The sequence below is a fragment of the Rhodococcus sp. MEB064 genome (genome assembly GCF_000834565.1).
GTDB lineage: Bacteria > Actinomycetota > Actinomycetes > Mycobacteriales > Mycobacteriaceae > Rhodococcoides.
Genome location: NZ_JXQS01000009.1, coordinates 1 through 24,918, shown reverse-complemented (window position 1 = coordinate 24,918; position 24,918 = coordinate 1). Strand labels below are relative to the sequence as shown.

21 protein-coding genes are annotated in these 24,918 nt (G+C 67.8%); 5 read left to right on the top strand and 16 right to left on the bottom strand.

What is annotated here, in order from left to right; translation table 11 throughout:
* Positions 1-98: 98 nt before the first annotated feature.
* From fdhA to RU01_RS05045, 3 genes are all read right to left on the bottom strand, one after another.
* Positions 99-1,319, bottom strand: a complete 1,221-nt coding sequence (fdhA, locus tag RU01_RS05055; RefSeq protein ID WP_027505994.1) for a formaldehyde dehydrogenase, glutathione-independent — start codon at positions 1,317-1,319, stop codon at positions 99-101.
* A 111-nt stretch (positions 1,320-1,430) separates the two neighbouring features.
* Complete coding sequence (locus RU01_RS05050; RefSeq protein WP_042573437.1) at positions 1,431-2,186, bottom strand: amino acid ABC transporter ATP-binding protein; 756 nt, start codon at positions 2,184-2,186, stop codon at positions 1,431-1,433.
* A gap of 3 nt (positions 2,187-2,189) precedes the next feature.
* Positions 2,190-4,004, bottom strand: a complete 1,815-nt coding sequence (locus RU01_RS05045) for an ABC transporter substrate-binding protein/permease (RefSeq protein ID WP_042573436.1) — start codon at positions 4,002-4,004, stop codon at positions 2,190-2,192.
* Between the two features lie 201 nt (positions 4,005-4,205).
* On the opposite strand from RU01_RS05045, the gene RU01_RS05040 reads away from it, so the two are divergent.
* Entirely contained in the window at positions 4,206-5,543 is a 1,338-nt protein-coding gene (locus RU01_RS05040) for an ammonium transporter (RefSeq protein WP_042573435.1), read from the top strand.
* 3 nt (positions 5,544-5,546) lie between these two features.
* Here the strand turns inward: RU01_RS05040 and RU01_RS05035 are convergent, their stop codons facing one another.
* From RU01_RS05035 to RU01_RS05015, 5 genes are read right to left on the bottom strand one after another with little or no spacing between them, the layout of a single operon-like run.
* A complete protein-coding gene (locus RU01_RS05035) occupies positions 5,547-6,314 on the bottom strand; it encodes an LLM class F420-dependent oxidoreductase (RefSeq protein WP_042573551.1) in 768 nt (255 codons plus the stop codon).
* Between the two features lie 47 nt (positions 6,315-6,361).
* Positions 6,362-7,264 (bottom strand): LysR family transcriptional regulator, encoded by a 903-nt coding sequence (locus RU01_RS05030; protein ID WP_042573434.1) that lies wholly within the window; start codon positions 7,262-7,264, stop codon positions 6,362-6,364.
* A 47-nt stretch (positions 7,265-7,311) separates the two neighbouring features.
* Positions 7,312-7,830 carry a TIGR04338 family metallohydrolase gene (locus RU01_RS05025; RefSeq protein WP_042573433.1) on the bottom strand — a complete coding sequence of 173 codons (519 nt, stop codon included), beginning with the start codon at positions 7,828-7,830 and terminating at the stop codon, positions 7,312-7,314.
* A complete protein-coding gene (locus tag RU01_RS05020) occupies positions 7,827-8,642 on the bottom strand; it encodes a DUF2786 domain-containing protein (RefSeq protein WP_042573432.1) in 816 nt (271 codons plus the stop codon). The genes RU01_RS05025 and RU01_RS05020 overlap by 4 nt, the downstream gene beginning before the upstream one ends.
* Positions 8,639-12,079 (bottom strand): ATP-binding protein, encoded by a 3,441-nt coding sequence (locus tag RU01_RS05015; RefSeq protein ID WP_042573431.1) that lies wholly within the window; start codon positions 12,077-12,079, stop codon positions 8,639-8,641. The genes RU01_RS05020 and RU01_RS05015 overlap by 4 nt, the downstream gene beginning before the upstream one ends.
* 126 nt (positions 12,080-12,205) lie before the next feature.
* Between RU01_RS05015 and RU01_RS05010 the strand changes: the two genes are divergently transcribed.
* Positions 12,206-12,730: a hypothetical protein gene (locus RU01_RS05010; protein ID WP_042573430.1), complete on the top strand. Its 525-nt coding sequence runs from the start codon at positions 12,206-12,208 to the stop codon at positions 12,728-12,730.
* A gap of 75 nt (positions 12,731-12,805) precedes the next feature.
* On the opposite strand, the gene RU01_RS05005 is transcribed toward RU01_RS05010, so the two are convergent.
* The 4 genes from RU01_RS05005 to RU01_RS04990 all read right to left on the bottom strand — a co-directional run bounded on the left by RU01_RS05005 (position 12,806) and on the right by RU01_RS04990 (position 16,296).
* Entirely contained in the window at positions 12,806-13,897 is a 1,092-nt protein-coding gene (locus RU01_RS05005; protein ID WP_042573429.1) for an inositol-3-phosphate synthase, read from the bottom strand.
* A complete protein-coding gene (locus RU01_RS05000; RefSeq protein ID WP_042573428.1) occupies positions 13,890-14,528 on the bottom strand; it encodes a PadR family transcriptional regulator in 639 nt (212 codons plus the stop codon). Before RU01_RS05000 ends, RU01_RS05005 begins: the two co-directional genes overlap by 8 nt.
* A 133-nt stretch (positions 14,529-14,661) precedes the next feature.
* Positions 14,662-15,474: a DUF1707 SHOCT-like domain-containing protein gene (locus RU01_RS04995; protein WP_042573427.1), complete on the bottom strand. Its 813-nt coding sequence runs from the start codon at positions 15,472-15,474 to the stop codon at positions 14,662-14,664.
* A 6-nt stretch (positions 15,475-15,480) separates the two neighbouring features.
* Positions 15,481-16,296: a DUF1707 domain-containing protein gene (locus RU01_RS04990; protein ID WP_052493125.1), complete on the bottom strand. Its 816-nt coding sequence runs from the start codon at positions 16,294-16,296 to the stop codon at positions 15,481-15,483.
* Positions 16,297-16,415: 119 nt separating this feature from the next.
* Here RU01_RS04990 and RU01_RS04985 point away from each other — a divergent pair, with 119 nt between their 5' ends.
* The 3 genes from RU01_RS04985 (at position 16,416) to RU01_RS04970 (ending at position 21,272) form a co-directional block, all read left to right on the top strand.
* Complete coding sequence (locus RU01_RS04985; RefSeq protein WP_162245394.1) at positions 16,416-16,835, top strand: DUF5318 family protein; 420 nt, start codon at positions 16,416-16,418, stop codon at positions 16,833-16,835.
* Between the two features lie 688 nt (positions 16,836-17,523).
* Complete coding sequence (locus tag RU01_RS04975) at positions 17,524-19,617, top strand: transglycosylase domain-containing protein (protein WP_042573425.1); 2,094 nt, start codon at positions 17,524-17,526, stop codon at positions 19,615-19,617.
* A gap of 62 nt (positions 19,618-19,679) precedes the next feature.
* The gene (locus tag RU01_RS04970) at positions 19,680-21,272 is read left to right on the top strand and encodes a glycosyltransferase family 87 protein (RefSeq protein ID WP_042573548.1); all 1,593 of its coding nucleotides are present in this window, start codon (positions 19,680-19,682) and stop codon (positions 21,270-21,272) included.
* Here RU01_RS04970 and RU01_RS04965 read toward each other — a convergent pair.
* From RU01_RS04965 to RU01_RS04950, 4 genes are all read right to left on the bottom strand, one after another.
* The gene (locus RU01_RS04965) at positions 21,235-21,702 is read right to left on the bottom strand and encodes a universal stress protein (RefSeq protein WP_042573424.1); all 468 of its coding nucleotides are present in this window, start codon (positions 21,700-21,702) and stop codon (positions 21,235-21,237) included. The two genes, RU01_RS04970 and RU01_RS04965, sit on opposite strands and share 38 nt — an antisense overlap.
* 21 nt (positions 21,703-21,723) lie before the next feature.
* The gene (locus tag RU01_RS04960) at positions 21,724-22,953 is read right to left on the bottom strand and encodes a TerD family protein (RefSeq protein WP_231568600.1); all 1,230 of its coding nucleotides are present in this window, start codon (positions 22,951-22,953) and stop codon (positions 21,724-21,726) included.
* Between the two features lie 46 nt (positions 22,954-22,999).
* Positions 23,000-23,836, bottom strand: a complete 837-nt coding sequence (locus tag RU01_RS04955) for a hypothetical protein (protein ID WP_042573423.1) — start codon at positions 23,834-23,836, stop codon at positions 23,000-23,002.
* The coding region (locus RU01_RS04950; protein ID WP_042573422.1) for a cysteine protease StiP family protein at positions 23,833-24,918 on the bottom strand (1,086 nt) is incomplete at its 5' end. The genes RU01_RS04950 and RU01_RS04955, both read right to left, overlap by 4 nt.

The window sequence follows — 24,918 nt, the reverse complement described above, 5'->3', positions numbered from 1 at the left end:
CAAAGAGAAGGTAAGCAACTCCCCGGGTACTGCGAGATGAACGGCGGACGAACGGTGCGGGGAACCGCGGATGTCGCGGCTCCCCGCACCGACCGCGGCTAGGCGGCGCCGAGCAGTCCGTGCGGATCGAGGACGAACTTCGTGGCCTCACCGGAGTCGAAGTCGGCGTAGCCCTGCGGTGCTTGCTCCAGGCTGATGGCCCGTGCGTTCACGGCCTTCGCGATCTGCACCCGATCGTGCAGGATCGCCATCATCAGGCCGCGGTGGTACTGCATCGTCGGGCACTGTCCGGTGGCGAAGGACAGCGACTTGGCCCAGCCGGTGCCGAGGCTCAGCGACAACGCGCCGACCTTGGCGGCTTCGTCGGATGCTCCGGGGTCACCGGTGACGTACAGCCCCGGAATGCCGAGCGAACCACCCGCCGTGGTGATGTCCATCAGCGAATTGAGCACGGTGGCAGGCGCTTCGGTCGCCGACCCGTCGCCGTGACCGCGTGCCTCGAACCCGACGGCGTCGACGCCGCAGTCGACCTCCGGCACCCCGAGCAGCTGCTCGATCTGATCCTTCGGATCGCCCTTGCTGACATCGACCGTCTCGCACCCGAAGCTCCGGGCCTGCGCGAGCCGACTCTCGTTCAGGTCGCCGACGATGACGACGGCGGCGCCGAGCAGTTGCGCGCTGGCCGCCGCGGCGAGCCCGACCGGTCCGGCGCCGGCGATGTAGACCGTCGACCCGACTCCCACTCCGGCCGTCACGCAGCCGTGGAAGCCGGTGGGGAAGATGTCCGACAGCATCGTCAGGTCGAGGATCTTCTCCATGGCCTGATCGCGGTCGGGGAACTTCAACAGGTTCCAGTCCGCGTACGGCACCATGACGTATTCGGCCTGGCCGCCGACCCAGCCGCCCATGTCGACGTAGCCGTAGGCGGCGCCGGGACGATCAGGATTGACGTTCAGGCAGATGCCGGTCTTGCGTTCCTTGCAGTTCTTGCAGCGACCGCACGCGATGTTGAACGGAACCGAGCACAGATCGCCTTGCTTGATGAACTCCACGTCGCGGCCGACTTCGATGACCTCGCCGGTGATCTCGTGGCCGAGGACCAGGCCCTCGGGTGCCGTCGTACGGCCTCGCACCATGTGCTGATCGCTACCGCAGATGTTGGTGGAGACGACCTTGAGAATCACGCCGTGCGGACACTCGCGGCCCACACTCGCCGGGTTCACGCCGGGCCCGTCCTGCAGGGTGAAGCTGGGGAAGTCGATGTCGACGACCTCGACCTTCCCGGCTCCGGCGTAGGCGACGGCTCTGTTGTCGGCCATGTGTTCAGCTCCCGTTCGAGGTAGAGCGCCGACATGCTCGAGTGCGAATGTCGGCATCTCTCTCGACCGTACGCGGATGGTGTGCGCCGCGTCACATTCGCGGCTCGGGGATCAGAGCACTTCGGACAGGAACCGCTGCAGTCGATCGGTCTGCGGATCGTCGAACAGCGCTGCGGGCGGGCCCACCTCGACGGCGCTGCCGTGGTCCATGAACAGGACGCGGTCGGACACCGAGCGAGCGAAGCCCATCTCGTGCGTGACGACGACCATCGTCATGCCGCCGGTCGCGAGGTCCGCCATCAGGGCCAGGACGCCCTTGACCAGCTCGGGGTCGAGCGCGGAGGTTGCCTCGTCGAAGAACATGACCTGCGGAGTCATCGCGAGCGCACGAGCGATGGCGACGCGCTGCTGCTGACCACCGGACAGGTTGCCCGGTCGCGAGCCCGCCTTCTCTTTCAGTCCGACCTTGTCCAACTGATCGAGCGCGACGGCGTGAGCCTCGTCCTTGCTCTGCCCCTTGAGCTTCCACGGTCCGAGAGCGACGTTGTCCAGCACTGTGCGATGCGGGAACAGGTTGAACTGCTGGAACACCATGCCGATGCGCTGGCGCAGTGCATCCGGATCATCCTTCAGGACCGATCGGCCGTCGAGAAGGATGTCGCCCTGTTCCGGCTCGTGCAGACGGTTCAGCACGCGCAGCAGAGTGGACTTGCCGGAGCCCGACGGTCCGATGACGGTCGTGGTGCCGCCCGCCGCGACGTCGATGTCGACGCCGCGCAGAACCTTGTTGGTGCCGAACGACAGGTGCAGGTCCCGTCCGGCGAGCGAGACGCCGGTCAACGAGTCCGTCTGGGGAGTAGTAGTCATGTGTCAGCCTCTTTCCACGACGATGGCCTGTTCGACCGGGTCGAGAGTCTGCTCGGCCTTGCCGACGCGCAGACGCTTGTCGATGTAGTTGACCAGGTGGGTCAGCGGCACGGTCATGGCGAGATACACCAGGCCGGCGGCGACCAGCGGGGACAGGTTGCCGGTCTGGGCGTTGAGGTCACGACCGACGGCGAACAGCTCGCGCTGCGTGGCCAGCAGACCCAGGAAGTAGATCAGCGACGAGTCCTTGATCAACGAGATGAACTGGTTGACCAGGGCCGGCAGCACGCGGCGGACACCCTGCGGCACCACGACGAGGCGCATCGAGCGGCGGTAGCTGAAGCCGAGCGCACGTGCTGCCTCGATCTGCCCCTTCTCGACGCTCTGGATGCCGGAGCGGAAGATCTCGCCGATGTACGCGGCCGCGAGCAGCGACAGCGCCACTGCGCCGAGCCAGTACGGGTTGTTGCCGGTGATGCCGCTGACCACCGGTCCGATGCCGAGGCCGATGACCAGGATGATCACGACGGCGGGCAGTCCGCGGAAGATGTCGGTGTAGACGCGGGCGGGCCAGCGCAGCCACCGAGTGCGCGAGAGTCCCGCGAGGGCGAGCAGCATGCCGAGGACGGTGCCGATGATGCCCGACGCCAGCGCCAGGATCAGGGTGTTCGGCAGGCCGGTCTTCAGCAGGTCCGGCAGCGCCTTCTTGTAGAGCTCCCAGTCGAAGAACGTGTCCCCGAGCTGCTGGAACGTCGACTTGGGCGCAACGGCCTGCGCGGCTGGGGCATTCGCGTCGTTCTCCGCGGCGATGGCGGCGAAGTCGGGGAGCTCCGGCTGCGGTGCGGCCTTGCTGCCGGGCTTGAAGCCCTCCGGGAGTTCGCGCGGCACCCAGTCGGAATACAGCTGCGCCCAGGTCCCGTCCTCGATGATCGCGTCGAGGCCGGAGTTCAGGGCGTCGATCAGCGGCTGGTTGTCACGGGCGACGGCCCAGCCGACGAAGTTGTTGAGGCTGAACGTGTTCTGCGTGATCGCCGTGCCGTCCTCCGGCTTCACCAGGCCCTCGGCCTGCTGCGACGGTGCGACCCAGGCGTCGATCTGGCCGGTCCGCAGGTTCGCGTAGGCCGTGTTGTAGTCGGGGAACTTCACCGGATCGAGGCCCAGGGTGTTGACGACGTAGTCGTCCTGCACCGTTCCCTGCACCACGCCGATACGGGTGTCCGGTCCGAGGTTCTCGAAGGCGGTGATCGGTCCGCCGGCCTTGGCGACCAGGGAGAAGTAACCGAAGTCGTAGCCGTTGGTGAACCCGACCGTGTTGCGGCGCTCGTCCGTGGTGGTGATGGAGGACGAGCCGACGTCGAAGCGCCGGCCGGCGACCTGCGCGAGCAGACCCGAGAACTCGGTGCCCGAGAAGTTGATCTGCAGACCGAGCTTGGCGGCGACGGCCTTCAGCAGCTCGTTGTCGTATCCGGTGTAGTCGCCCGCACCGTCGACGCAGATGCTCGGCGGCGCGTCGGAGAGCGTGCCGACAGTGAGTTGGCCGGGCGTGATCAGGCCAAGCTGCGAGGTGTCGATGCGATCGAGCGGCGTGACCGACGGAGTCGTGTAGCGATCTTCCGTGGCTGCGGCCGCTGCGGCGTCGAAGTTGGTAGGCGTCGACGAGGCGCTGTCGACACCGGGAGGCGCGCACAGTTCCGTCGGTGCCGCGGCCGCGGAGGATCCGCCGTCGTCCGAGGAGGAGCCGCATCCGGCGAGGAGAGCGGCGAGAAGAAGTGTCAGAACCAGGGCGATCAGGGATCGTCCCGAGCGGTGCGCAAGCATGTGACAAACACTAGGGCTCGACCGCGAGCAGCACCGAAACGTCGAACACGCAATGGTTGTGCTCAGTGATCTGTGTTCGCGACGCTCCGAGCAGGGTCTACTCTCCGTCGGGGCGTACGTCACCGAGCATCCAGGAGATCTGGAGGGTGTACGCCGGGGGACGGAAGGTTCTACGTGTACTCCACTCTTGCGTATCCGACGATGGGTGTTCCGGACGCGGGCAACACGGCCTGGGTGTTGGCCAGCGCCGCCATGGTGCTGCTGATGACCCCGGGCCTCGCGTTCTTCTACGGCGGCATGGTGCGCGTGAAGAGCGTGCTGAACATGATGATGATGAGCCTCTCGGCCATCGGGGTCGTCTGGGTGCTGTGGGTCCTGTTCGGATACTCGATGGTGTTCGGCGACGACAGCGTCGGTGGGTGGATCGGGGACCCGACGCAGTTCGCCGGCCTCACCTCGTTGATCGGCGGCAGCTTCGGAGCCGGCGGCGGCCCGGTCGAGATCCCGCTGGTGGGTACCGTCCCGGCGCTCGCCTTCGTCGCCTTCCAGGCAGGCTTCGCGATGGTCACCGTGGCGCTCGTGTCCGGCGCCGTCGCCGACCGGATGCGCTTCATGCCGTGGGTGATCTTCGCCGGCCTCTGGGCGACACTCGTCTACTTTCCCGTCGCGCACTGGGTGTTCGCGTTCGACGGTGTCACCGCGGAGACCGGAGGCTGGATCGCCAATCAGCTGAAGGCCATCGACTTCGCCGGCGGCACCGCGGTGGAGATCAATGCCGGCGCGGCGGGACTGGCGCTCGCCCTCGTCGTCGGCAAGCGTCGTGGGTGGCCCCGCGAGGCGATGCGGCCGCACAACCTGCCCGCCGTCATGGTGGGTGCCGGACTGCTGTGGTTCGGCTGGTTCGGTTTTAACGCCGGGTCGTCGCTGGCTGCCGACGGCATCGCCGCGGTCGCGCTGGTCAACACGATGGGCGCCGGCGCGATGTCGATGGTCGCGTGGCTGGTGGTCGAGAAGATCCGCGACGGGAAGGCCACGTCGTTCGGCGCGGCGTCGGGCGTCGTCGCGGGCCTGGTGGCGATCACGCCGTCGTGCACGGCCGTCACCCCGATCGGCGCTCTGGGCGTCGGCGCTGCCGCCGGTGTCGCCTGCGCCTTGGCGATCGGCCTGAAGTACCGCTTCCGGTACGACGACTCGCTCGACGTGGTCGGAGTGCACCTGGTGGGCGGCATCGTCGGCACGCTGATGATCGGCCTCCTCGCGAGCAGCGACATGCCGCCCGGTGTCGACGGCCTGTTCTACGGCGGTGGCGTCACGCAGCTCGGTCGACAGGCCGTCGCCGTGGTCGTCGTTCTCGCGTACGCGTTCCTGGTCACCGCGGCTATCGCCACGGTGCTGAAGCTGACCATCGGGATCAGAGCGGACCCGCAGCACGAGACGGACGGCATCGACGAACACGAGCATGCCGAGTCCGCGTACGAGTTCGCCTCCTCGCACGGCGGACACGGCAGCTCGGGTCTGTTCGGGAAGCAGTCCGGCTGACCGTCAGCTCTGGTGGGACCGCGCCCAGGAGATCGCACCGGTCAGCTCGGTGAGGTCGTAGTCGGGGCCGTTGACGCCGACGGTGAAGAGGGTGGCCCCGGCGTCGACGAAGGACTGCGCGTCGTCGGCACCCGGCCACGCCACCGACCGCTCGATCTGCGACACGTCGCGGCCGACGGTCTCACCGTGTCCGGCGAGCACCTCGGACTTGTGCTTCAGCGCGTCCAGATCCGCGAAGCTGTGCCACACGTCCGCGTACTGCGCCACCATCTTGAGCGTCTTCTTCTCACCACCGCCGCCGATGAGAATCGGGATGTGGCGAGTGGGAGCAGGGTTGCCGACGGCGAGACGAGTGGTGATGCGGGCCAGGCTCTCGTCGAGAAGCTTCAGACGCGAACCGGCCGTGCCGAAGTCGTAGCCGAAGTTGTCGTAGTCCTTCTGGTTCCAGCCGGCGCCGATGCCGAGGATCAGGCGGCCACCACTGATGTGGTCCACGGTGCGGGCCATGTCGGCCAGCAGGTCAGGATTGCGGTAGCCGCCGCCGGTCACCAGAGCGCCGATCTCGACGTTCGACGTCTGCTCCGCCCAGGCGCCCAGCATCGTCCAGCACTCGAAGTGCGCACCGTCGAGATCGCCGTACAACGGGTAGAAGTGGTCCCAGTTGAAGACGATGTCCACACCCGCGTCCTCGGACCGCAGAACCGCGTCGCGGATCAGGCCGTAGTCGGGGGCGTGCTGAGGCTGGAGTTGAACTCCGATACGAACGGACATGTGTGATCCTTCGGTGAGGCCGCTGAGTGTCGACTCCATCGTGCCCGTCATGTCAACCGTCTGCGCTCACGGCGAGGTGTGGGCATGCCGCGACTGCGCAGATCCTCGACGAACCGTTGCACCAGCGTGTCGGCAGGTGCGCCGACCATCACGACGACGGTGCGCTGCAGGGGCGGTGCCAACGGCTTGACGACGCCGGGGAACCGGGGCGGCAGTGCGGTCACCGGAACGAGCGCGATGCCGAGCCCTGCATGCGCGAGTTGGGCTGCAGTAGTGGAGTTCCGGGTGTGGGTGATCGGCTCGAGATGAACGCCGTGAGACGCGGCGACGGTATCGAACCACGCTCGTAGACCGTTGGAAGGGTGGTAGTGGACGATAGGCCTCCCGGCCAGCTCGTGCCACGAGACGGCGTCGGAATCGGCGAGATCGAGACCTTCCGGTACGACGGCGACGACGTCCTCGGTACCGAGGTCGACGACGGTGCCCGCGTAGCGCTCGGATGCCGGACCGATTGCCAGGTCGACGTCACCGTTCGTTACCGCGTCCGCCATCGCATCGGCACTGGCGAACTCGGTCAGGTCCAGATCGACAGTGCGGTACTTCCGGGTCCAGGCGCGAAGGGTCGGCGCGAGCAGCGGAACGGTCAGACTCTCCGCGCAGGCCAGTCGGAGTCGGCCCTCGGTGCCGGCGGCCAGAGCTCTCCCCGTCGTGAGAACGCGACCGGCCGCTGCGAGGGTCGCCCTCGCATCGACCAGGACGGCGCGGCCGGTAGGAGTCGGACGCACCCCGCGCGGGAGCCGCTCCAGCAGTGGCGTCCCGATCTCCGCCTCCAGTGACGCCAGCTGGTGCGACAAGGCGGGCTGGGACAGATGCAACAACGCGGCGCCGGCGGTGATCGACCCGGCGTCGGCCACGGCGACGAAGCATTCCAGGGCTCGCAAGGTCGGCACCAGCAGAGGCTATGTGACGCGGGGGCTCTGCGACGTGGCAGGCAGGGTCATCCGATCTGCACGCCGCACGCATACATCGTCGTGCGGAGTACGAATGCTGCTTCCGCGCCGATGATCTCGGCGACGAGGATCAGGTAGCGCTCGACGAAGGCACCGCCGTGCGCGGGTTCGCGCCGATCGTCGGGATCGCCGGGTTCGAGGTGATGCGCGATCTCGTGCAGCAGCACCATCTCGCGGAGCGCCCACGCTCGACCGCGCACGTGCAGAGGGACGGCAATGGTGGCGGAGTCGGCTTCGTAGTGAGCGGCGCCCGTCCCGGAACGAGCCCGAACGCGCACGGGAATCGATGCTCGCGGCCATTCGCGCCGGACCCATGACAACGCGCACACGGCGTCGACGTACGCCTGGACGGAGTCGAGCGAGGCGAACCGTCGTTCGACGGGAAGGGTGACCGTCGAACCGTGGATCTCGATGGTCCGCAGTCCACGCTCGTCCGCTCGGTCGAACATGGTCCGCACCTGCTGCTCGGCGTCGTAGACGCGAGAACGTTGGGCGTCCCGGGTCATCGCTCCAGACGCCCACGGGCGCCGCCGATCTCGGGCTGATTCCCCAACCGGGCACGCCTGCCGGCGTGATCGCCCGCACGACGGGCCTCGGCGGAGTACGAGTTGCTCGCGCTCCCCCGCCAGGTCCCCCTCGCGGTGGATTCCGCGGCGTAGAAGTCGCGTAGCTCGATCGCCTTGTCGCGCAGCACCATCGCGGTACCGGCCTCCGGAGCCTCGAGAGCCACCACCTCAGCCTCGGCTTCCTTCCGCACCGCGGCCAGGCGTTCTCCGACGCGGTGTGCGAACGCTGTCTGGAACTCGAGTCGCGCCGTGACACCGGCCAGGGGCTTGCGCTCGACGGTGCGATACCGGCGACGCCCTCGCACCACGATCACTTCTCGGTCGACGGTGGCGTCGCGATGCGCACCCGACGAGATGTAGGCGTCGCTCGCGCGCACCATCTGCACGAGGAGGCTGGCGTACAGGGCCTGGCAGGTGTCGATGTCGGTGTCGAACCCGTACGCGAACACCTGCGTGGACGACTGGGCGACATCGCACTGGACGTCGTTGGCGCGGGCGATGGCCACGAACAGCAGAACGTAGGTGCGCAGTCCCTTCTTACCGGGCTCACCGATGGGAACGATCCGCTGCACCGGCGTCGCACGCTTCTCCCGGGACGCGGTGTGCGAGCGTGCGACGGCGAGATCGATCGACGCGGCGGTGGCCAGCCGCTGCGCCGCCTCCATGAACGCTTCGGCCTCGTGGGGGTTGTCCGTCGACTCCGCCTGACGCAGAAGCCCTCCGATGCGGGCCACCATCTTGTCCGAACTCACCGGTGCCCCTCCACCGATGCGCAGAACGCGTCGATCCGTCGGCGCACCGATGTCGCGCCGATCGCATCCGCACGCTCGCGCGCCGAGCGCACGGCCCGGTCGGACACCCTGCCGGTGCGGGCATGGTCGATACGAAGCCCGAGGTAGGCGTCCTCCGCACTCCAGGCTGCGTAGCCCCGCTGGAGGTGGAGGCGCCGCGCCGCGTGGAGGTGGCGTCCTGCGCGCTCGAGATGGCCGGCAGTGAGGGACATGTCGGCGAGGTGGTGGTGGACGACGCCGAACGTGGCGGGAGACATCGACACCGTCAGCTGGGCGAACGGGAGCAGCCGGGCGTGGATGTCCTCGCACACCGCGACGTTGCCGACACCGGCCGCCGCGCGCCCGATGAAGGCCATGGTCATCAACCAGAGAAGGCCTGCGGGCACGGCGGCGATGTGCTGAGCGTCGTACCAGTCCATCAACCGCCGGGCCTCCTCCACCTCGCCCACGTCGAGGTGGGCGATCGCCACCGCCGGGCGGAACGCTGCGATCAAATCGAACATGGTGGCCATCTCGTCGCTGATTCCGACGAAGTAGGACAGATCGCCGCGGAACATGCGCAGCGCGAGGATCGACGTGTGGTCGCGGCCGTACGTGTGGCTGCCGACGGGCGCATCGGGTGGTGTCCGGATACGGTCCAGCACGGTTTCCGCCCGCACCAGACGCCCTGCCGTGACGTCGAGCCCGAAGCGCGAACACGCCATGACCCAGGACATCTCGTCGTCGGCAGCGATGTCCGCCGACGTGACCGCCGCGAGTGTCGACGCCGCTCGGTCCAGGTACCCGAAGTCCACCTGGGAGCGAGCCTGGACCGCGGCCACGGACGGGTCCCGACGACGCAGGGGTGACGTCGCGCGTAGGTCGTCGAGCCGTGTCAGCGCTTCGTGTCGGAGGTCCCAACACTGCGGCACGAGCAGGGACCGCAGCATCGCGACGAGTGCACCTTCGAGGGCCGCACCGTCGCCGACCGAGTGCGCGATCGCCGCGGCCCGCTCGAGGAGACGCCGCCGCTCCTTCCAGTCATCGTTCCAACTCAGCTCCGTCGCCAACTGCGTCAACAGCCTCGAGGCCTCGGGACCGTCCTGACGGCCGGTGTCCTCGAGAATGTGCAACGCTTCCTGCAGGCTGTGCACTCGCTCGGGAAGCGGCTCGAAGATCTGGAACAGCGTCGCACCGTCCATGGTGTCGGCGAGGGTCGCGTCGATCTGGAGATCGTGCAGGCCCAGACGGCGCGCCATGGCGATGGCGTCGAACAAGGTCGAACGATACGAGCGATCGAGGCATTTGCGTTGTGCCCGAACGAGATCGACGAGCAACCGACAACGCTCCTCAGAATCCCCGCGTGGCACCATCCTGCGCAGCGCGATCCGGTAGCCCGACACGGCGTCCTCGTAGGCGGAGACCGCGTAGGCGCTGTCCCCTGCGCGCCGTGCATAGTGCGCTGCCTCGGATCGGTCGGAATCGAGGGACCGGCCGAAGTGATACGCGATGCGTCCCAGCTCGTCGGCGGTGGTGTCGGCGCCGAGCGCGATCAGCGCGCGCGCCACGTCGGAGTGCAGCTGTGCGCGGCGTGCGCCCGGAATGGAATCGTTGATATCCTTCTGTACCAATGCATGCCGCATCGTCAGGTCGTCGTCCGTCTCGCCGGCGATGACGAAGTTGACACGCGCGAGTTCGTCCAGGGTCTCGGCGAATCGGATGTCGTCGGGGATCGTCGATGCGGCGCGCAGTACCGGCCGCGGAATGGTCGATCCGAGGACGGAGCACAGTTCCAGCAGTGTCACCGCGTCGCAGCTGAGCGTGCTTCTGGCGATCCGGACCGCGTCGGCGACGGTGTCGGGTATCGATCCGCCCGGCTCCCGCTCGTGCGCCGCCAGCACGGCGGCGATGAGAAGGGCGGACCCGCCGGTGCGCTCCACCAGGGCATCGGCGTCGAACGGAGACTGTCGCCCTCGTACGAGGTCCCGCACGGCTGCGACGGAGAGACCGCCCAGCCTGATCTCGCGGTAGCCCTCGGTGCGGCGCGCGGCGGCGAGGGTCGACTGCAGTTCGGGGGATCTGTGGTTCTCGTCGCGGACCCCCACCATGATGCACAGCCGCCTGCCCGGGGTCTCGCGAGCCAGGTGTCGGATCAGTGTGGAGGTGGCGCCCGAGGCCCACTGGACATCGTCGATCACGAGCAGGGTGGAGCCGCGGCGAGCCGGTCCGACGAGCCATTCCGTCACGGCCTCCGCGGCGCCGGCCCGGTCGTCGTGCCCGTGAGCGGGAATGAGATCGCCGAAGCGCCGGGCGGCGCCGGGGACGATGCTGAGGATGCTCGTTCCGTTCTCCCGCAACCACTCTCGCGCTCCGGCGACGCCTCGCGCATCGAGATCCCGGCTCACGGCGTCGACCAACGGCTCGTACGGGATGACGGCATGCTCACCGCAGCGGCCCGCGACCACGTCCATCCCGCGTCGACGGCCGAGGTCTCTCGCCGCGCGCATCAGGGACGTCTTTCCGACGCCGGCCGGCCCGGACACGACGACGAACCGCCCGTGACCCGCTGCCGCCGACTCCAACGCAGAGCCGATCTCGGTCATCTCACGCTCACGACCGACGAATTCCCGACCGACCGCGCGCTGCTCGACGGGCCGAGCGGTCGCCGCGTCGTCCAGGGCCTCGAGGAACAGCTCCCGGGTGGCGGGGGACGGATCGACTCCCAGTTGCTCGGCCAACACCGTGCGACACCGGGAGGCCGCACCGAGTGCCTGGGCGCGATCACCGAGCCCCATGTAGCCGCGCATCGCCACCCGGTACACGCTCTCGCGCAGCGGATCCGCGGCCAGAAGCGACTCCGCGGACGAGACGGCGTTGTCGAACTCGCCGAGTTCGAGGGAGGCCGACGCGTCGAGTTCGAGCGCGGTGAGGCGAAGGATGTCGAATTCGGTGCGGATGCCGTCGGCCCAGTTGCCGGTCGCTCCCACCAGGACGGGCTCGTTGAGTATGTGCAGGGCGCGACGTGCGTCGTGAGCCTGCTGTGACGGCGACGCGTCGTTGCGGTGGCAGGCGGCGCGGGCCGTCTCCAGGTCCACGTCGGTGTCCGGGGGGAGGACGAGACGCACCATGCCCGACCGGGAGGTGACGGAGTTTCCGGCGATATCCGCCGCGTCGAGAACGTCGCGCACCTTGGAGATGACGCCGCGGAGGACGGATTTCCACGTGCGGGGACGAGCGTCCGGCCACAGGAGAAGTGCGAGTTCGTCGAGCGGAACGTCCCGGTGTCGATTGACTGTCAGGTATGCGAGGACCTCGACGCATCGAGGGCCGCCGACGATACGCGGATCCACCACGCGGGTACCTCGTGCGACGCTGATCTGCCCGACCAGGCGAATGGTCGCAGGGAGGTCGTTCGTCACCGTTCGAGTCTATTCGCACGGCCCGGGTCAGCGACTTTTGCACTTCCTGTGCACGCCTCGAGCACACTCGAGCGAGTAGACGACAACCGACCGACCGGTCGGCGGCGAGAGCTCGGGAGTTCGCACATGGCATTCACCTCCACCACCGTCTGTCTCCTGGCCGGTTCCGTCGCGTCCCGGACCTTCGCGGGATCGACCTACCGTGTGGGGACCTCCCCCGCGCACGGTTCGGTGGACGTCGCCTTCGACGGCATGTTCACCTATTCGCGCACCGCGACGACCGACCGGTGGGCCGACGACCCGGCATCCTTCGGGTCCGACGAGTTCAGCGTCGTCGTCCGGGCCGACGGTCGCGATCTCGCCGAGATCGTGGTGCGGCCCCTCCTGTCGACGAGCGCCAGGATGCCCATCACCTCGGTGCGCGTCGTGGTCGTCGGTGGGGCCGCCGACGTCTATGACCGCGTGGCTGCATCGGCTCCGCGTCGGCGGCCGCCGTCAGGGAACCTGCGCTCGCTGAACGGCCGACACCGGGTCACCGCCCGGTTCGGTGCCGACCCGAGTAACGAGACCTTCGAGGTCTTCGTCTCCGACGGAGTGAGCGAACGGACGTCGTACGTCCTGGGGGTGTCCGATGCGCCGCTGATCTGGTGATCGACGCTCTCCGCACATGCCGAAGGGCACCGTCCGTCGACCGGATCGGTGCCCTTCGGCAGTAGTGCAGACCTGCTAGTTCTCGTCGGCTCCGACGATGAACGCCTCGAGCTGCTGACGGGCGACATCGTCCGGGAGCTGCTTCGGCGGGCTCTTCATCAGGTACGCCGACGCGGGGACCACGGGTCCACCGATTCCGCGATCCTGTGCGATCTTGGCGGCGCGGACGGCGTCGATGATGACTCCGGCCGAGTTGGGCGAGTCCCAGACCTCGAGCTTGTACTCGAGGTTCAGCGGCACGTCACCGAAGGCGCGGCCCTCGAGTCGGACGTACGCCCACTTGCGGTCGTCCAGCCAGCCGACGTGGTCCGACGGTCCGATGTGGACGTCCTTCGCGTTGAACTCGCGCTGCAGGTTCGACGTGACGGCCTGGGTCTTGGAGATCTTCTTCGACTCGAGCCGGGTGCGCTCGAGCATGTTGAGGAAGTCCATGTTGCCGCCGACGTTGAGCTGCATCGTGCGGTCGAGCTGCACGCCGCGGTCCTCGAACAGCTTCGCCATCACGCGGTGCGTGATGGTGGCGCCGACCTGGCTCTTGATGTCGTCGCCGACGATCGGGACACCGGCATCGGTGAACTTTTTCGCCCACACGGGGTCCGAGGCGATGAAGACGGGAAGCGCGTTGACGAACGCGACCTTCGCGTCGAGGCATGCCTGGGCGTAGAACTTGTCGGCTTCTTCCGATCCGACGGGGAGGTACGAGACCAGGACGTCGACCTTCGCGTCGCGCAGGGCCTGAGCCACGTCGACCGGCTCGGCGTCGGAGATCTCGATGGTCTCCGAGTAATACTTGCCGATGCCGTCGAGGGTCGGTCCGCGCTGCACGCTGACGGTGCTCGGGGGGACGTCGGCGATCTTGATGGTGTTGTTCTCGCTGGCGAAGATGGCCTCCGACAGGTCGAAGCCGACCTTCTTGGCGTCCACGTCGAACGCGGCGACGAACTCGACGTCGCGGACGTGGTACTTGCCGAACTTCACGTGCATGAGGCCGGGAACGGACACGTTCTCGTCGGCGTCCTTGTAGTACTGCACGCCCTGAACCAGGGACGATGCGCAGTTACCCACGCCCACAATGGCCACGCGCACCGCAGTGCTGTTGTCACTCATGGTCGGGTTCTCCTTCTTTTCCGTATCGGGTGGCCCGAGCAGTCGTGCTGTCCGGGCGATCCACGACCGAGGGGTCGGTCGTGGTTGCGGGCGGAGGACTCTCCGAAGTGACCGCCATTGCCTCGGCAGCGATCAGTTCGTTGAGCCACCGCACTTCGCGCTCGCTCGACTCGAGGCCGAGCTGATGCAATCCGCGCGTGTACCTGTCCAGCGACCCACTTGCTCGGCCGATGGCGTCTCGGAGCCCTTCACGGCGCTCCTCGACTTGACGTCGCCTGCCTTCGAGAATCCGCATCCGCGCCTCAGCGGGGGTGCGCCCGAAAAAGGCCAGGTGTACGCCGAATCCATCATCTGTGTAGTTCTGCGGACCGGTGTCGACCACGAGCTCGGAGAACCGAGTCCGGCCGGCAGGCGTGAGTTCGTAGACGCGACGCGCCCGACGTTTGACGGTGCCCTGGTCACCGGGGTTCTCCACGATCAGCCCGTCCGCCTGCATACGACGCAAGGTGGGGTAGAGCGAACCGTACGAGAAGGCCCGGAAGGCACCGAGAAGGCCGGTGAGGCGTTTACGGAGCTCGTAGCCGTGCATGGGTGTTTCCAAGAGCAGGCCGAGGATCGCGAGTTCGAGCATGTGCGTCCTCCTTACCTGTCCGTCCCTGGTCCGCGTCACGATGACGCTCCTCAACTATAACCGCCACATGTATCGGCGCGATATATGGGGGTACACGTAACCCCCGCGCACACTCACAGGGCTGCGCGACGGTTCAGGGGCGGTAGGGCACGGTCCGGATCACGTCGCCCTCCAGACCGGTCTGCAGATATCCGCCGCGGCCATCGGCGTCGGCGGCGTAGACGAGCACCTCCGGGGTCCCCGTGTTGCGCGCGAGAACGTGCGTTACCGAGGCGCCCGGTCGTTCGACCGCTGCCGCGGCGGTGGTCATCGACTCGGCGAGTCGCGCAGTATCGATGAGGGAGAAGTCGAACGGCAGGTACCCGGCCTCCAGTGGATCGGTGTCCGCCGACACCGCGAATCCGCCGTCGACGCTCACATCGCGGGTACGGCCGTCCTCGACGCGGGTCAGGCTCGCACGTCCCTCCGCCGGGAACATGGTCAGATCGGTGATCATCGGGTTTGCGAAGCGCGCGAGGTAGCGGTCACGGAAGTCGGCCAGCCCGCCCGCCGTCGTGAAGTCGAACGGCACCGCCACGATGGGCTCGAACTGCTCCGCAGCGATCATGCCGGGCGACGGCGCGGTCGGGCCGGAATCACGGATCCCGAGCACCACCGCCGTCGTCACGACCGCCAGGACGACGACGGCCCCGAGCACTAAGGGGCGACGTCCCGTGGGTTCTTCTCGGACGGGCGCAGGCTTCGGCTCCGGCAGCGGAACGTCGGCCTGCAGGTCACCCGCCAGGAGCTGAAGATCTCCCAGAGTGACGGCCGTCCGCGCCGCGTCGGTTCGCAGCCGGTGCTCGTCGTACGTCAATTGACCATCGGCATAGGCACTGTCCAAGGCTGTCGCGACGAGCGCGCGATCGATGTCGCGTGCCCGAGTGGCCCGGTGTACTCGACTCACGTCTACCTACTTCGCCGGATCGAACGGGTAGACGCGGAGGAAGTCGCCCGACAGTGTGGCGTCGAATCGACCGTCTTCGTTCGCGCCCTCGTCGCTCGCGTAGAGACTGATGGACGGACCGCTCTCGTCGGCGCGAAGGAAGAGGTACATCGAATCGATGCGGTCGATGTTCAGACTTGCGCCGGCGCCCAGAACCAACCCGCCGAGCACGCCGGGTCCCAGGTCGGCGAGGTCGACGGTCGCCGTCCCCCGATCCCTGTCCGTGTCGTCGGACTGCCTCCACTCACCGTCGCGGTACTGATAACGCTGTTCTCGACCCGGATTGTCGGGATTCGGCACGCTCAGCAGCGCGTACTCGGGATAGAACATCAACTCGTCCACGACGGTGGTTCCGAGCAACGCTTCCGTCGACGCCACGATCTCGTCCATCGCGCGGGGTTCGAGGTAGCCGGCCGGGCCGTAGGTGCCGGTGGCGCTCTCGTCGGACGCACAGGCACGGACACCGACGAAGATCACTGCTCCGACGGCGACGAGCACGCCCCATCGGACGAGCGCTCCGACCACGCTGGGTCGACCTCGTCGCGAGAGCGAGGCCACGGCAGCACCGGGTGATGCGATCGGCGCGAGATCCGTCTCACCCTGAAGGTCGTCGATCAGATAGTGCAGGTCCGCCAGTGTCGCCGCATCGGTGGCGAGAGCGATGCGTGAGGAGTGCTCCTCGGCGTCGATCTGACCCTCCGCGAGCGCGAGGTCCAACGCGGCGCACGCAGCGACTCTGTCCTGGTCACGGGCGCGGATCGCCAGGGAACCCTTCAGCGGCATCGGCAGATGATAGGTGCGTTCACGGGTTTCCGACAGAGGTGGCTCGGCGCACTCCTCACAGATGGCCGGTGCGGGGTTGGCCCCCACCCCTGTCCGCGGGCGCACGTACTCTGGTCACCGTGCGATCACAACGGCAGGTGGTGGACTACGCGTTGCAGCGCAAGTCGCTGCTCGCCGAGGTCTACTCGGGACGAACGGCGATGGCTCAGGTCTGCGACGCGGACCCCTACCTGCTCAGGGCGGCCAAGTTCCACGGTCGCCCGTCGACGGTGGCGTGCCCCATCTGCCGCAAGGAGCAGCTCACGCTGGTCTCCTGGGTGTTCGGAGACAAGCTCGGCACGATGAACGGTTCTGCACGTACCGCGGAGGAACTTCTCCGGCTCGGTGCGAGCGAGGAAGAATTCACCGTTCACGACGTCGAGGTCTGCCGCACCTGCAGCTGGAATCACCTCGTCCAGTCGTACGTGCTGGGTGTCGTGCCGGCTCCGGGGCGCCCCCGAACACGTTCGACGAGTCGCCGACGCACGGCCAGTGAGTGACGCGGGTCGGTAGTCGGCGGTACCGTCCGTCGGTGGCATCGCCACGATCCGGACAGGACTGCCGCCCGACCCTCTCGATGTGGTCTTCGAACCCCGACGCGCAAGCGCCGTTCACGCCGAACGGCCCTGTGCGTCCCGACAGTGGAGTACGTCAGTGAGTTCCCCCTACGGCAATTCCCGAGACGACCGTCCCGAGCGACCCTCGGCACGGCACGGTCGCCCCGACGGTCCGGGAGAGCCACCACAGCGCGGGCGGCCGAACATCGAGCCGCCTCGACCTCCGCAGCAGCGACCCTCCGGGCCGCCTCCCCCGCGCGCTCCGAGGATGGATCCCCCCAGCTGGCCGCCGCCGGAGCGCGGCCGGCCCGCAGGCCCCGCGTACGGGACGGGCAACAGGCCCTCGTACGACGATCGCGGCCCGGACACGACGCAGATCCCGCCGACCGCGCCGCCGCCGGGCTCCCGAGCTTTCTCGCAGCCCCGGCCGTACACGGACAGTTACGAGTCGAGCGACTCACCGCGATCCCGACCCTTCGCGTCGCATTCACGCGACGACGCGGACACGGGTCCGGATCGGTTCGGTGGAGGACCCACCGAACCGCCATCAGGAGGTAGTGCGACGAAGACGAAGAAGAAGTCGAAGTGGAAGGTCGTCCGGCGCTCGCTGTACGGCTTGATCGCACTCGGCATGGTCGTTCCCATCCTCGTGTTCATGGTCGCGTACGTCATCGAGGACGTTCCGCGTCCCGGTGACATCAAGACCAACCAGGTCGCCACGATCCTCGCGTCGGACGGCACGTCCGTCCTCGGCACGGTGGTCCCTCCCGAGGGCAACCGCACCGACGTCGAGATCGGGCAGATTCCCGAGCACGTCCGTAACGCGGTGTTGTCCGCGGAGGACCGCGACTTCTATTCGAATCCGGGCTTCTCCGTCACCGGTTTCGCCCGCGCGGCACGCGACAACGTCCTCGGACGCGACAGCGCCGGCGGCGGATCGACCATCACGCAGCAGTATGTGAAGAACGCCCTGGTCGGGTCCGAGCGGACCCTGACCCGCAAGATGCGCGAGTTGGTCATCTCCTCGAAGATGGCTCGTCAGTGGACCAAGGACGACATCCTCGCCGCCTACCTCAACACCATCTACTTCGGCCGAGGTGCCTACGGCATCGCCGCGGCGTCCAAGGCCTACTTCGACAAGCCCGTCGAGCAGCTCAGCGTCGAGGAGGGCGCGGTCCTGGCCGCGACCATCCAGCAGCCGTCGGGTCTGGATCCGGAGAACAACCTCACGGGTGCGCAGTCCCGGTGGAACTACGTCCTGGACGGCATGGTCACGATGGGTGCGCTCGACCAGACGCAGCGTCAGCCCATGCAGTACCCACAGTGGCGTCCGCTCGCGTCCGTGGACAGCGGTGATGCCGCCGACGCCGGCCCCAACGGCCTGATCAAGAACCAGGTCCTCAAGGAACTGACCGCGTCCGGCATCAGCGAGCAGGATCTGAACACCGCCGGCCTGCAGGTCACCACCACGATCGACCCGAGGGATCAGCAGGCGGCCATCGATGCCGTGAACTCGAACATGGAGGGCGAGTCACCGGAGCTGCGGACGGCGTCGGTCTCGATCGACCCGCGCACCGGTGCGGTCCGTTCGTACTACGGCGGAGCGGACGGTCGAGGCTTCGACTTCGCGCAGTCCGGCCTGCAGACCGGATCGTCGTTCAAGGTGTTCGGACTCGCTGCCGCGCTCGACCAGGGAATTCCGCTGTCGCAGATGTACGACAGCTCCCCGCTGACAGTCAACGGCATCTCGATCGGCAACGTCGAAGGCGAATCGTGCGGCACGTGCACCATCGCCGAGGCACTGAAGCGATCACTGAACACCAGCTTCTACCGCTTGCAGCTCAGTCTCGACGGCGGCCCGCAGGCCGTTGCCGACATGGCGCATCGCCTCGGCATCCCCACCGAGGTGGAGGGCATCGGTGAGACCCTCACCGAGCCGAACGATGCAGGCCCGAACAACGGCATCGTGCTGGGTCAGTACCAGTCCCGCGTCATCGACATGGCCAGCGCATACGCGACGCTTGCCGCGTCGGGCACCTATCACGCTCCGCACTTCGTGCAGAAGGTCGTCACGGCCGACGGCACGGTGCTCCTCGATCGCGGCGCCGAGCCCGGCGAGCAGCGCGTCGACCCGAACGTCGCCGACAACGTCACCGCCGCCATGCGTCCTATCGCCGGGTACTCCAACGGCCACAACCTGGCCGAGGGTCGACAGTCCGCAGCGAAGACCGGAACCGCGCAGCTCGGTGACACGGGCGAGAACAAGGACGCTTGGATGGTCGGGTACACCCCGTCACTCGCGACCGCCGTCTGGGTGGGTACCGAGCAGGGACTCCCGTTGCAGAACAGCTACGGCGGCCCCATCTACGGCTCGGGGCTCCCGTCCGACATCTGGAAGGACACCCTCGACGCGTCTCTGGAGGGCACTCCCGTCGAGACCTTCCCGGCACCGGGCGCCATCGCAGGACAGGCCGGTGTGCCGCAGTACTCGGCACCCGCCGCGCCGACTCGGACCGCCGCTCCGGTGACGACGGTGGAGACACCGACGTCGGAGGCTCCCGAGCCTGTGGCGCCGCCGGTGGTCGTACCGTCGCAGGTCGAGATCCTGCCCGGCATCACGATCCCCGTGCCGGGGCTCGCGCCCGCGGCGACGACCCAGCCGACGCCCGAGACGGCGCCGGACGACGGGGCGACGCCTCAGCCGGCCGCACCGCCGGGCCGATAGGGGTGGCGGGCAGTCCGGAGGACGGTCGGGATGGGCCGGGCAGTCCGGAGGACGAGGAGCTCTTGGCCAGTCCGGGTGAGCTGGCGCAGGATCGCCGGTCCGCTCGGAGACGGGACCGCCCGAGTCTGACGGATCCGATGGTCGGGGAACTGTCCTCGGTGGTCGGCGGTCCCATCGGCAAGCACGCGCTGGTGGGGCGCCAACGTCACATCACGCCGCTGCGCGTGATCTTCGCGTTCACGGTGGTGTTCCTGGCTCTCGGATGGTTCGGCAAGGCGGCGTGCATCCAGCAGGCCCCCATCGGTCCCGGCGGGGAGCTGGGTCTGGACTGGAGTGGCAGCCGGCAGTACGTCGCGATGTGTTACTCGGACGTGGTGCCGCTGTACGGCGCGGAACGCCTCGATCAAGGCGCCTTCCCGTACAAGAAGTCGTGGGAGGACACGGGTTCCGACGGCTCGACCATCACGCGGTACATGGAGTATCCGGTGGTGGCCGGCATGTACCAGTACGTGTCGATGCAGATCGCGCACGCGTGGTCGGCGGTTCCGTGGCTCCCGCAGGCGCTGACGGTGGCGCTGTACTTCAACGTGGTGGCGTTCGGGTCCGCACTCGCGTGGATCGTGACGATCTGGGCGACGACGATGCTGGCGGGACGCCGAGTGTGGGACTCTGCTCTGGCCGCGTGCTCGCCGCTCGTCATCGTGCACGTCTTCACCAATTTCGACGCTCTCGCAACAGCATTCGCGGCGGGAGGCATGCTCGCATGGGCGCGCCGCCGCCCGGTGCTGGCGGGCATCCTGCTCGGCATCGGCGGCGCCACCAAGCTGTACCCGCTGTTCCTGCTGGGTCCGCTCCTGGTGCTGTGTCTGCGTACCGGCAACCTGCGTGACTGGACTCGTACCGCGGCCGCGGCCGTTTCGGCGTGGGTTCTGATCAATCTTCCGATCGCACTGCTCTTTCCGCGGGGGTGGTCGGAGTTCTTCCGCCTGAACTCCGACCGTGGTGCCGATCCGGACTCGATCTACAACGTCGTCCGATCCTTCACCGGCTGGTCGGGTTTCGACGGTCCGCTCGCGCCCGGTGAGAAGCCGGTACTCCTCAATCTGGTCACCGCGGTGCTCTTCATCGCCGCGTGCGCTGCCGTCGCCTACGTGGGGATGACGGCGCCGAGGCGCCCGCGCCTGGCGCAACTCGGATTCCTCGTCGTCGCGGGCTTCCTGCTGACGAACAAGGTGTGGAGTCCCCAGTACTCGCTGTGGCTCGTCCCGCTCGCGGTGCTCGCACTCCCGCATCGTCGAATCCTGTTGGCGTGGATGACGATCGACGCGCTGGTCTGGGTTCCGCGGATGATGTACTACCTCGGAGTGTCGAACAAGGGACTGCCCGAGCAGTACTTCACCACCACGGTGGTGTTCCGCGACCTGGCGGTCGTCGCGCTCTGTGTCCTGATCGTCCGGCAGATCTACCGTCCGGTGGACGACCTGGTCCGCAGTAGTGGCGACGACGACCCGGCCGGCGGCGTCCTGGACGGAGCGCCCGACAGCTACCCGGCATGGGTCCCCGCCTCTCTGCGTCCACGTCCCGTCGCGGTGCCTGTTCCGGAACACGTGCCGGCACCTAGGGCACCACGGTCACCGGCCACCGACCCAATTTGACCAGGCGCACGGCGACGGACCCGAAGATGCGGTGACCCGCCGACTCCGAGGTTCCCACCACGATGGCGTCGGCACGCAGTTCGTCGCCCACGGCCGCCAGTCCCATCGCAGGATCACCGCGGAACGTGCGGAACTCCCAGTCGACGTGCTGGTGCTCGCCGAACCGCACGACGTGGTCCCGGATCTCTCCGAGCAACTGGTCGGCGACCTGGGTACCCGAGTCGTAGACGACGCCGCTCGCCTGCGCGAAGGCGCCGGCGGCGAGAGTCTGCACGTAGACGAGCACGAGTTTCGAGTTCTGCCGTCGTGCGGACCCCGCTGCGTAGGCGGCGGCGCGCCACGACGAGTCCGTACCGTCGAGCCCGACGACGATTAGCTTGGGGCCGTCGACGCCGTACTCGAAACCGGTAGATTCGTTTGACGAGGTCACGATCTCAGAGTACGTCCGGCCTCAGGACAAGTACGGGCGGAGCTGCGGAAGCGCCTCTCCTGCGTGCTTGGCGTTGATGCCGTCACCGATGGCCTGGAGCTTCCACTCACTGCCTGCGCGGTAGACCTTCGCCATGACCAGGCCCGTGAACGGCATCCCGCCCTGCAGCGTGAAGCGGGCGAGCTCGGTGTTGATCGTGTTGTCGACGAGCCTGGTGAACGCGTTCGCCACCTGCTCGAACGTCTGACCGCGGTAGGAGGTGACGATGAAGACGATGGCGCTGATGTGCGCGGGCACCCTGGTCAGGTCGACGGTGATCACCTCGTCGTCACCCTCGCCCTCACCGGTGAGATTGTCACCCTGGTGGACGATCGAACCGTCCTTCGACGTCAACTGGCCGAAGTAGACGACGTCGGCGTGCTTGTCGCCCGAGAACATCAACGCCGACGCGTCGAGGTCGATGTCCGCGCTGCGGCCGCCGCCGAAGAAGCCCGCCTTCTTGATCGGGTCCCAGCCGAGACCCATGCGGATCGCGGTGAGGGCGACGCCGCCGTCCTTCTTCAGCGTCACCTTCTGGCCCTTGGACAGGCTGACCGGGCGCGACTTCGTGAGGCTGACCTCGGGCGGACCTGTCGGTGCGGGTGCCGGCGCACTCGCGACCGGTGCCGGTGCCGGGATCGGCGCCGGCGGCGGTGTGGGGGCAGGAGCCGTAACCGGTGGCGCAGCGGGGGTCGGTGCCGAAGGAGCGTCGTCGACGGACACGCCGTGATCTCGCACCAGCGCCTCGAACCCACCGGCGTATCCCTGGCCGACAGCGCGCACCTTCCAGCCGTCGCCTCGGCGGTAGAGCTCGAGGGCGATCACGATGGACTCCGAACTGAGTCCGTCGATCGTGTACGAGTACAGCGTCGATCCGGTTCCGCCGTCGATGACGTGCGCAGTAGGGGCGGAGGACCGGCCGAAGCTGCTCGACGCGTCGTCGAGGGTGATGACGACGCGTATCTGGGTGATGTCGGCCGGAACGGATGCGAGCGTCACGGCAACCTCCGGACCGTTCTGACCCGGCACCAGCTGTACGCCAGGTCCCGTGGGCTGGTTGAAGAAGACGAAGTCCGCGTCGGAACGGACCTTGCCGCTGTCGGTGACCAGCAGCGCAGAGATGTCCGCAGGTGCTGTCAGCTCGAGGCCGATGCGAACGGTGGCGGTGGACAGCGGTGCGTTCTGTCCCTTGGTCAACGGCTGTGCAGACACGAATCGTCCTCTTCCACATGCTCGGCTACATCGGGTGCGTGAAACTTCAGCGTACGTGGCGCAATGTCCGATTCAGGTTCGCGTGGAACCAGTCCAGGATCTCCTCGCTGGCCGGGCCGCCGGAGTGCTCGGTCACCACCAGCCCCGGGGCCTGCCACTGCAGTAGTTCGAGCTCTCCGTGCCGGGGGCGGATCGCGGCGTCGGCGCTGCGCAGCATCTCCGCGTCCAGTGCACCGTCCCCCGCGGCGAGTACCGGCGTCGCCGGATCGAGAGTGCCGTCGTCGATCAGTCGTCGTCGAACCTCGGCGATGGCCCGCGACTTACACACCACGTCGGGCATCGCGTAGATCTTGCGGCCCTGCTGCGACACCCCCCACCCCCGGCCCGCGCACCATCGACCGAAGGTCTCGACGAACGTCGCCGGCATGGCTGTGACGTCGACGACCAGGTAGCAGAACAGGTCGTCGGCGGTGCGCTGCTTCAGAACCCACGAGTCGTCGCCGCGCCGGTGCATCTCGGCCGTCACCTCGTCGAGGGGGGCGGCAGTGTCGGCGACAGCCTGGTCCACGGCCGCACGCCACCGGCGGTCGGGTTCCCCGTCCACGAGAATCGTGGCGCCGTTCGTCGTGATCGCGTACCGCCACGGCGCTCCGGGGAGCGTGATGCGTCGGAACTGTTCGACCGTTCGGGTCGTCGTCGGAACGACTGTCGTCGCCGCGGCCAGCTTGTCGAGGAGATCCGCTGCCCGGACCGTCATGAAGGACAGCGGGGCACCCTCGTACATCTCGACACACTGCACCTCGCTCGAACCGCCCTCCGCCAGCGCAGCACGGCTGTAGATCATGGTGCGGTCCAGGTCGGTCGCCACGAGTGCGGTCGTCATGCGGTCCGGCTTCCCACGTCGCGGATCAATCCCATGCAGGCATACGCGAGGTCCGGCACGACGTCGACGGGAACACCGCGCGAGGACGCCAGCATGCGAATGTGCCGATGGTCGGGGGCATCGGCGTCGCGCACGAGGATCCGCCACGGCACGCGGCGAAGCAGAACCCGAGTGGTCTCTCCGACACCGGGTTTGACGAAGTTCACGGTGGTGATGCCGTACTCGGCCCGCACCTTCTCGACAGATGCCCAGCCGCTCCACGTCGGTGTCCGGTCCGATCTCTGCACGGTTTCGACGCCGGTCGTCACGTCCGCTCGGACCGCCCGGAAGCAGTCGGACACTCTGTCCAGCAACCGGTTCGACACGTCCGACGACGCGAGCTCGGAGTAGAACTTCGCTCCGTGGAACTCGCCGGGGCCGATCAACTCGTCGTTCAGGACAGTGCGGGAGACCAGCCCGGACACCGTGGAGTTCAGACAGGCCGACGCGATGAGGAAGTCGTCGCGCGTCCCGTATGTGCTCACACAGTGACCGGGATCGGCCAGGACCGCCAGCCTGTCGTCGAAGCGGGCACCTCCGGCGTGGTGATACGCCTCGAGTGCGGCGGAGAGCTCCTTGGCGATGGCTCCCTTACCGGTCCATCCGTCGACGAAGACCACGGACGACGGATCTTGGGCACGCGAAAGATAGTCCAGCGCTGCGGTATCGATGCCGCGGTCCCGCACGATGGACACGGCGTAGTGCGGCCAGTCCAGGCCGTGCACGGCGCGCGCCCACCGACGCATGAGGATTCCGATCGGGGTTCCGGCTCGGGCGAGGGAGGCGAGCACCAGGTGCTCGCCGCGCTCGGCGATCAGCAGGTCGGTGACGACCCCCACGGCAGTGGCCAATCGTGATGCGCTCTCCTCCAGCACCGTGTCGAACAGATCCCGGTAGGCCGCGTCTGGTTGGTACTCGACGGGAAGAGACTCCGCGTAGTGGGCATGCCCCGACTGGATGCGGCTCTCGCGTGACTCGGTGTCGGCTTCCAGTGCGACATGGGACAGGTCCTGCAGAAGCCAGGACACCTCGTCGGCAGCGTA

Bases quoted from the DNA above. Each gene is read 5' to 3' on its own strand.
- fdhA (WP_027505994.1), bottom strand. From the start codon at position 1,319: ATGGCCGACAACAGAGCCGTCGCCTACGCCGGAGCCGGGAAGGTCGAG.
- RU01_RS05050 (WP_042573437.1), bottom strand. From the start codon at position 2,186: ATGACTACTACTCCCCAGACGGACTCGTTGACCGGCGTCTCGCTCGCC.
- RU01_RS05045 (WP_042573436.1), bottom strand. From the start codon at position 4,004: ATGCTTGCGCACCGCTCGGGACGATCCCTGATCGCCCTGGTTCTGACA.
- RU01_RS05040 (WP_042573435.1), top strand. From the start codon at position 4,206: ATGGGTGTTCCGGACGCGGGCAACACGGCCTGGGTGTTGGCCAGCGCC.
- RU01_RS05035 (WP_042573551.1), bottom strand. From the start codon at position 6,314: ATGTCCGTTCGTATCGGAGTTCAACTCCAGCCTCAGCACGCCCCCGAC.
- RU01_RS05025 (WP_042573433.1), bottom strand. From the start codon at position 7,830: ATGACCCGGGACGCCCAACGTTCTCGCGTCTACGACGCCGAGCAGCAG.
- RU01_RS05010 (WP_042573430.1), top strand. From the start codon at position 12,206: ATGGCATTCACCTCCACCACCGTCTGTCTCCTGGCCGGTTCCGTCGCG.
- RU01_RS05005 (WP_042573429.1), bottom strand. From the start codon at position 13,897: ATGAGTGACAACAGCACTGCGGTGCGCGTGGCCATTGTGGGCGTGGGT.
- RU01_RS05000 (WP_042573428.1), bottom strand. From the start codon at position 14,528: ATGCTCGAACTCGCGATCCTCGGCCTGCTCTTGGAAACACCCATGCAC.
- RU01_RS04990 (WP_052493125.1), bottom strand. From the start codon at position 16,296: ATGCCGCTGAAGGGTTCCCTGGCGATCCGCGCCCGTGACCAGGACAGA.
- RU01_RS04975 (WP_042573425.1), top strand. From the start codon at position 17,524: ATGGTCGTTCCCATCCTCGTGTTCATGGTCGCGTACGTCATCGAGGAC.
- RU01_RS04955 (WP_042573423.1), bottom strand. From the start codon at position 23,836: ATGACGACCGCACTCGTGGCGACCGACCTGGACCGCACCATGATCTAC.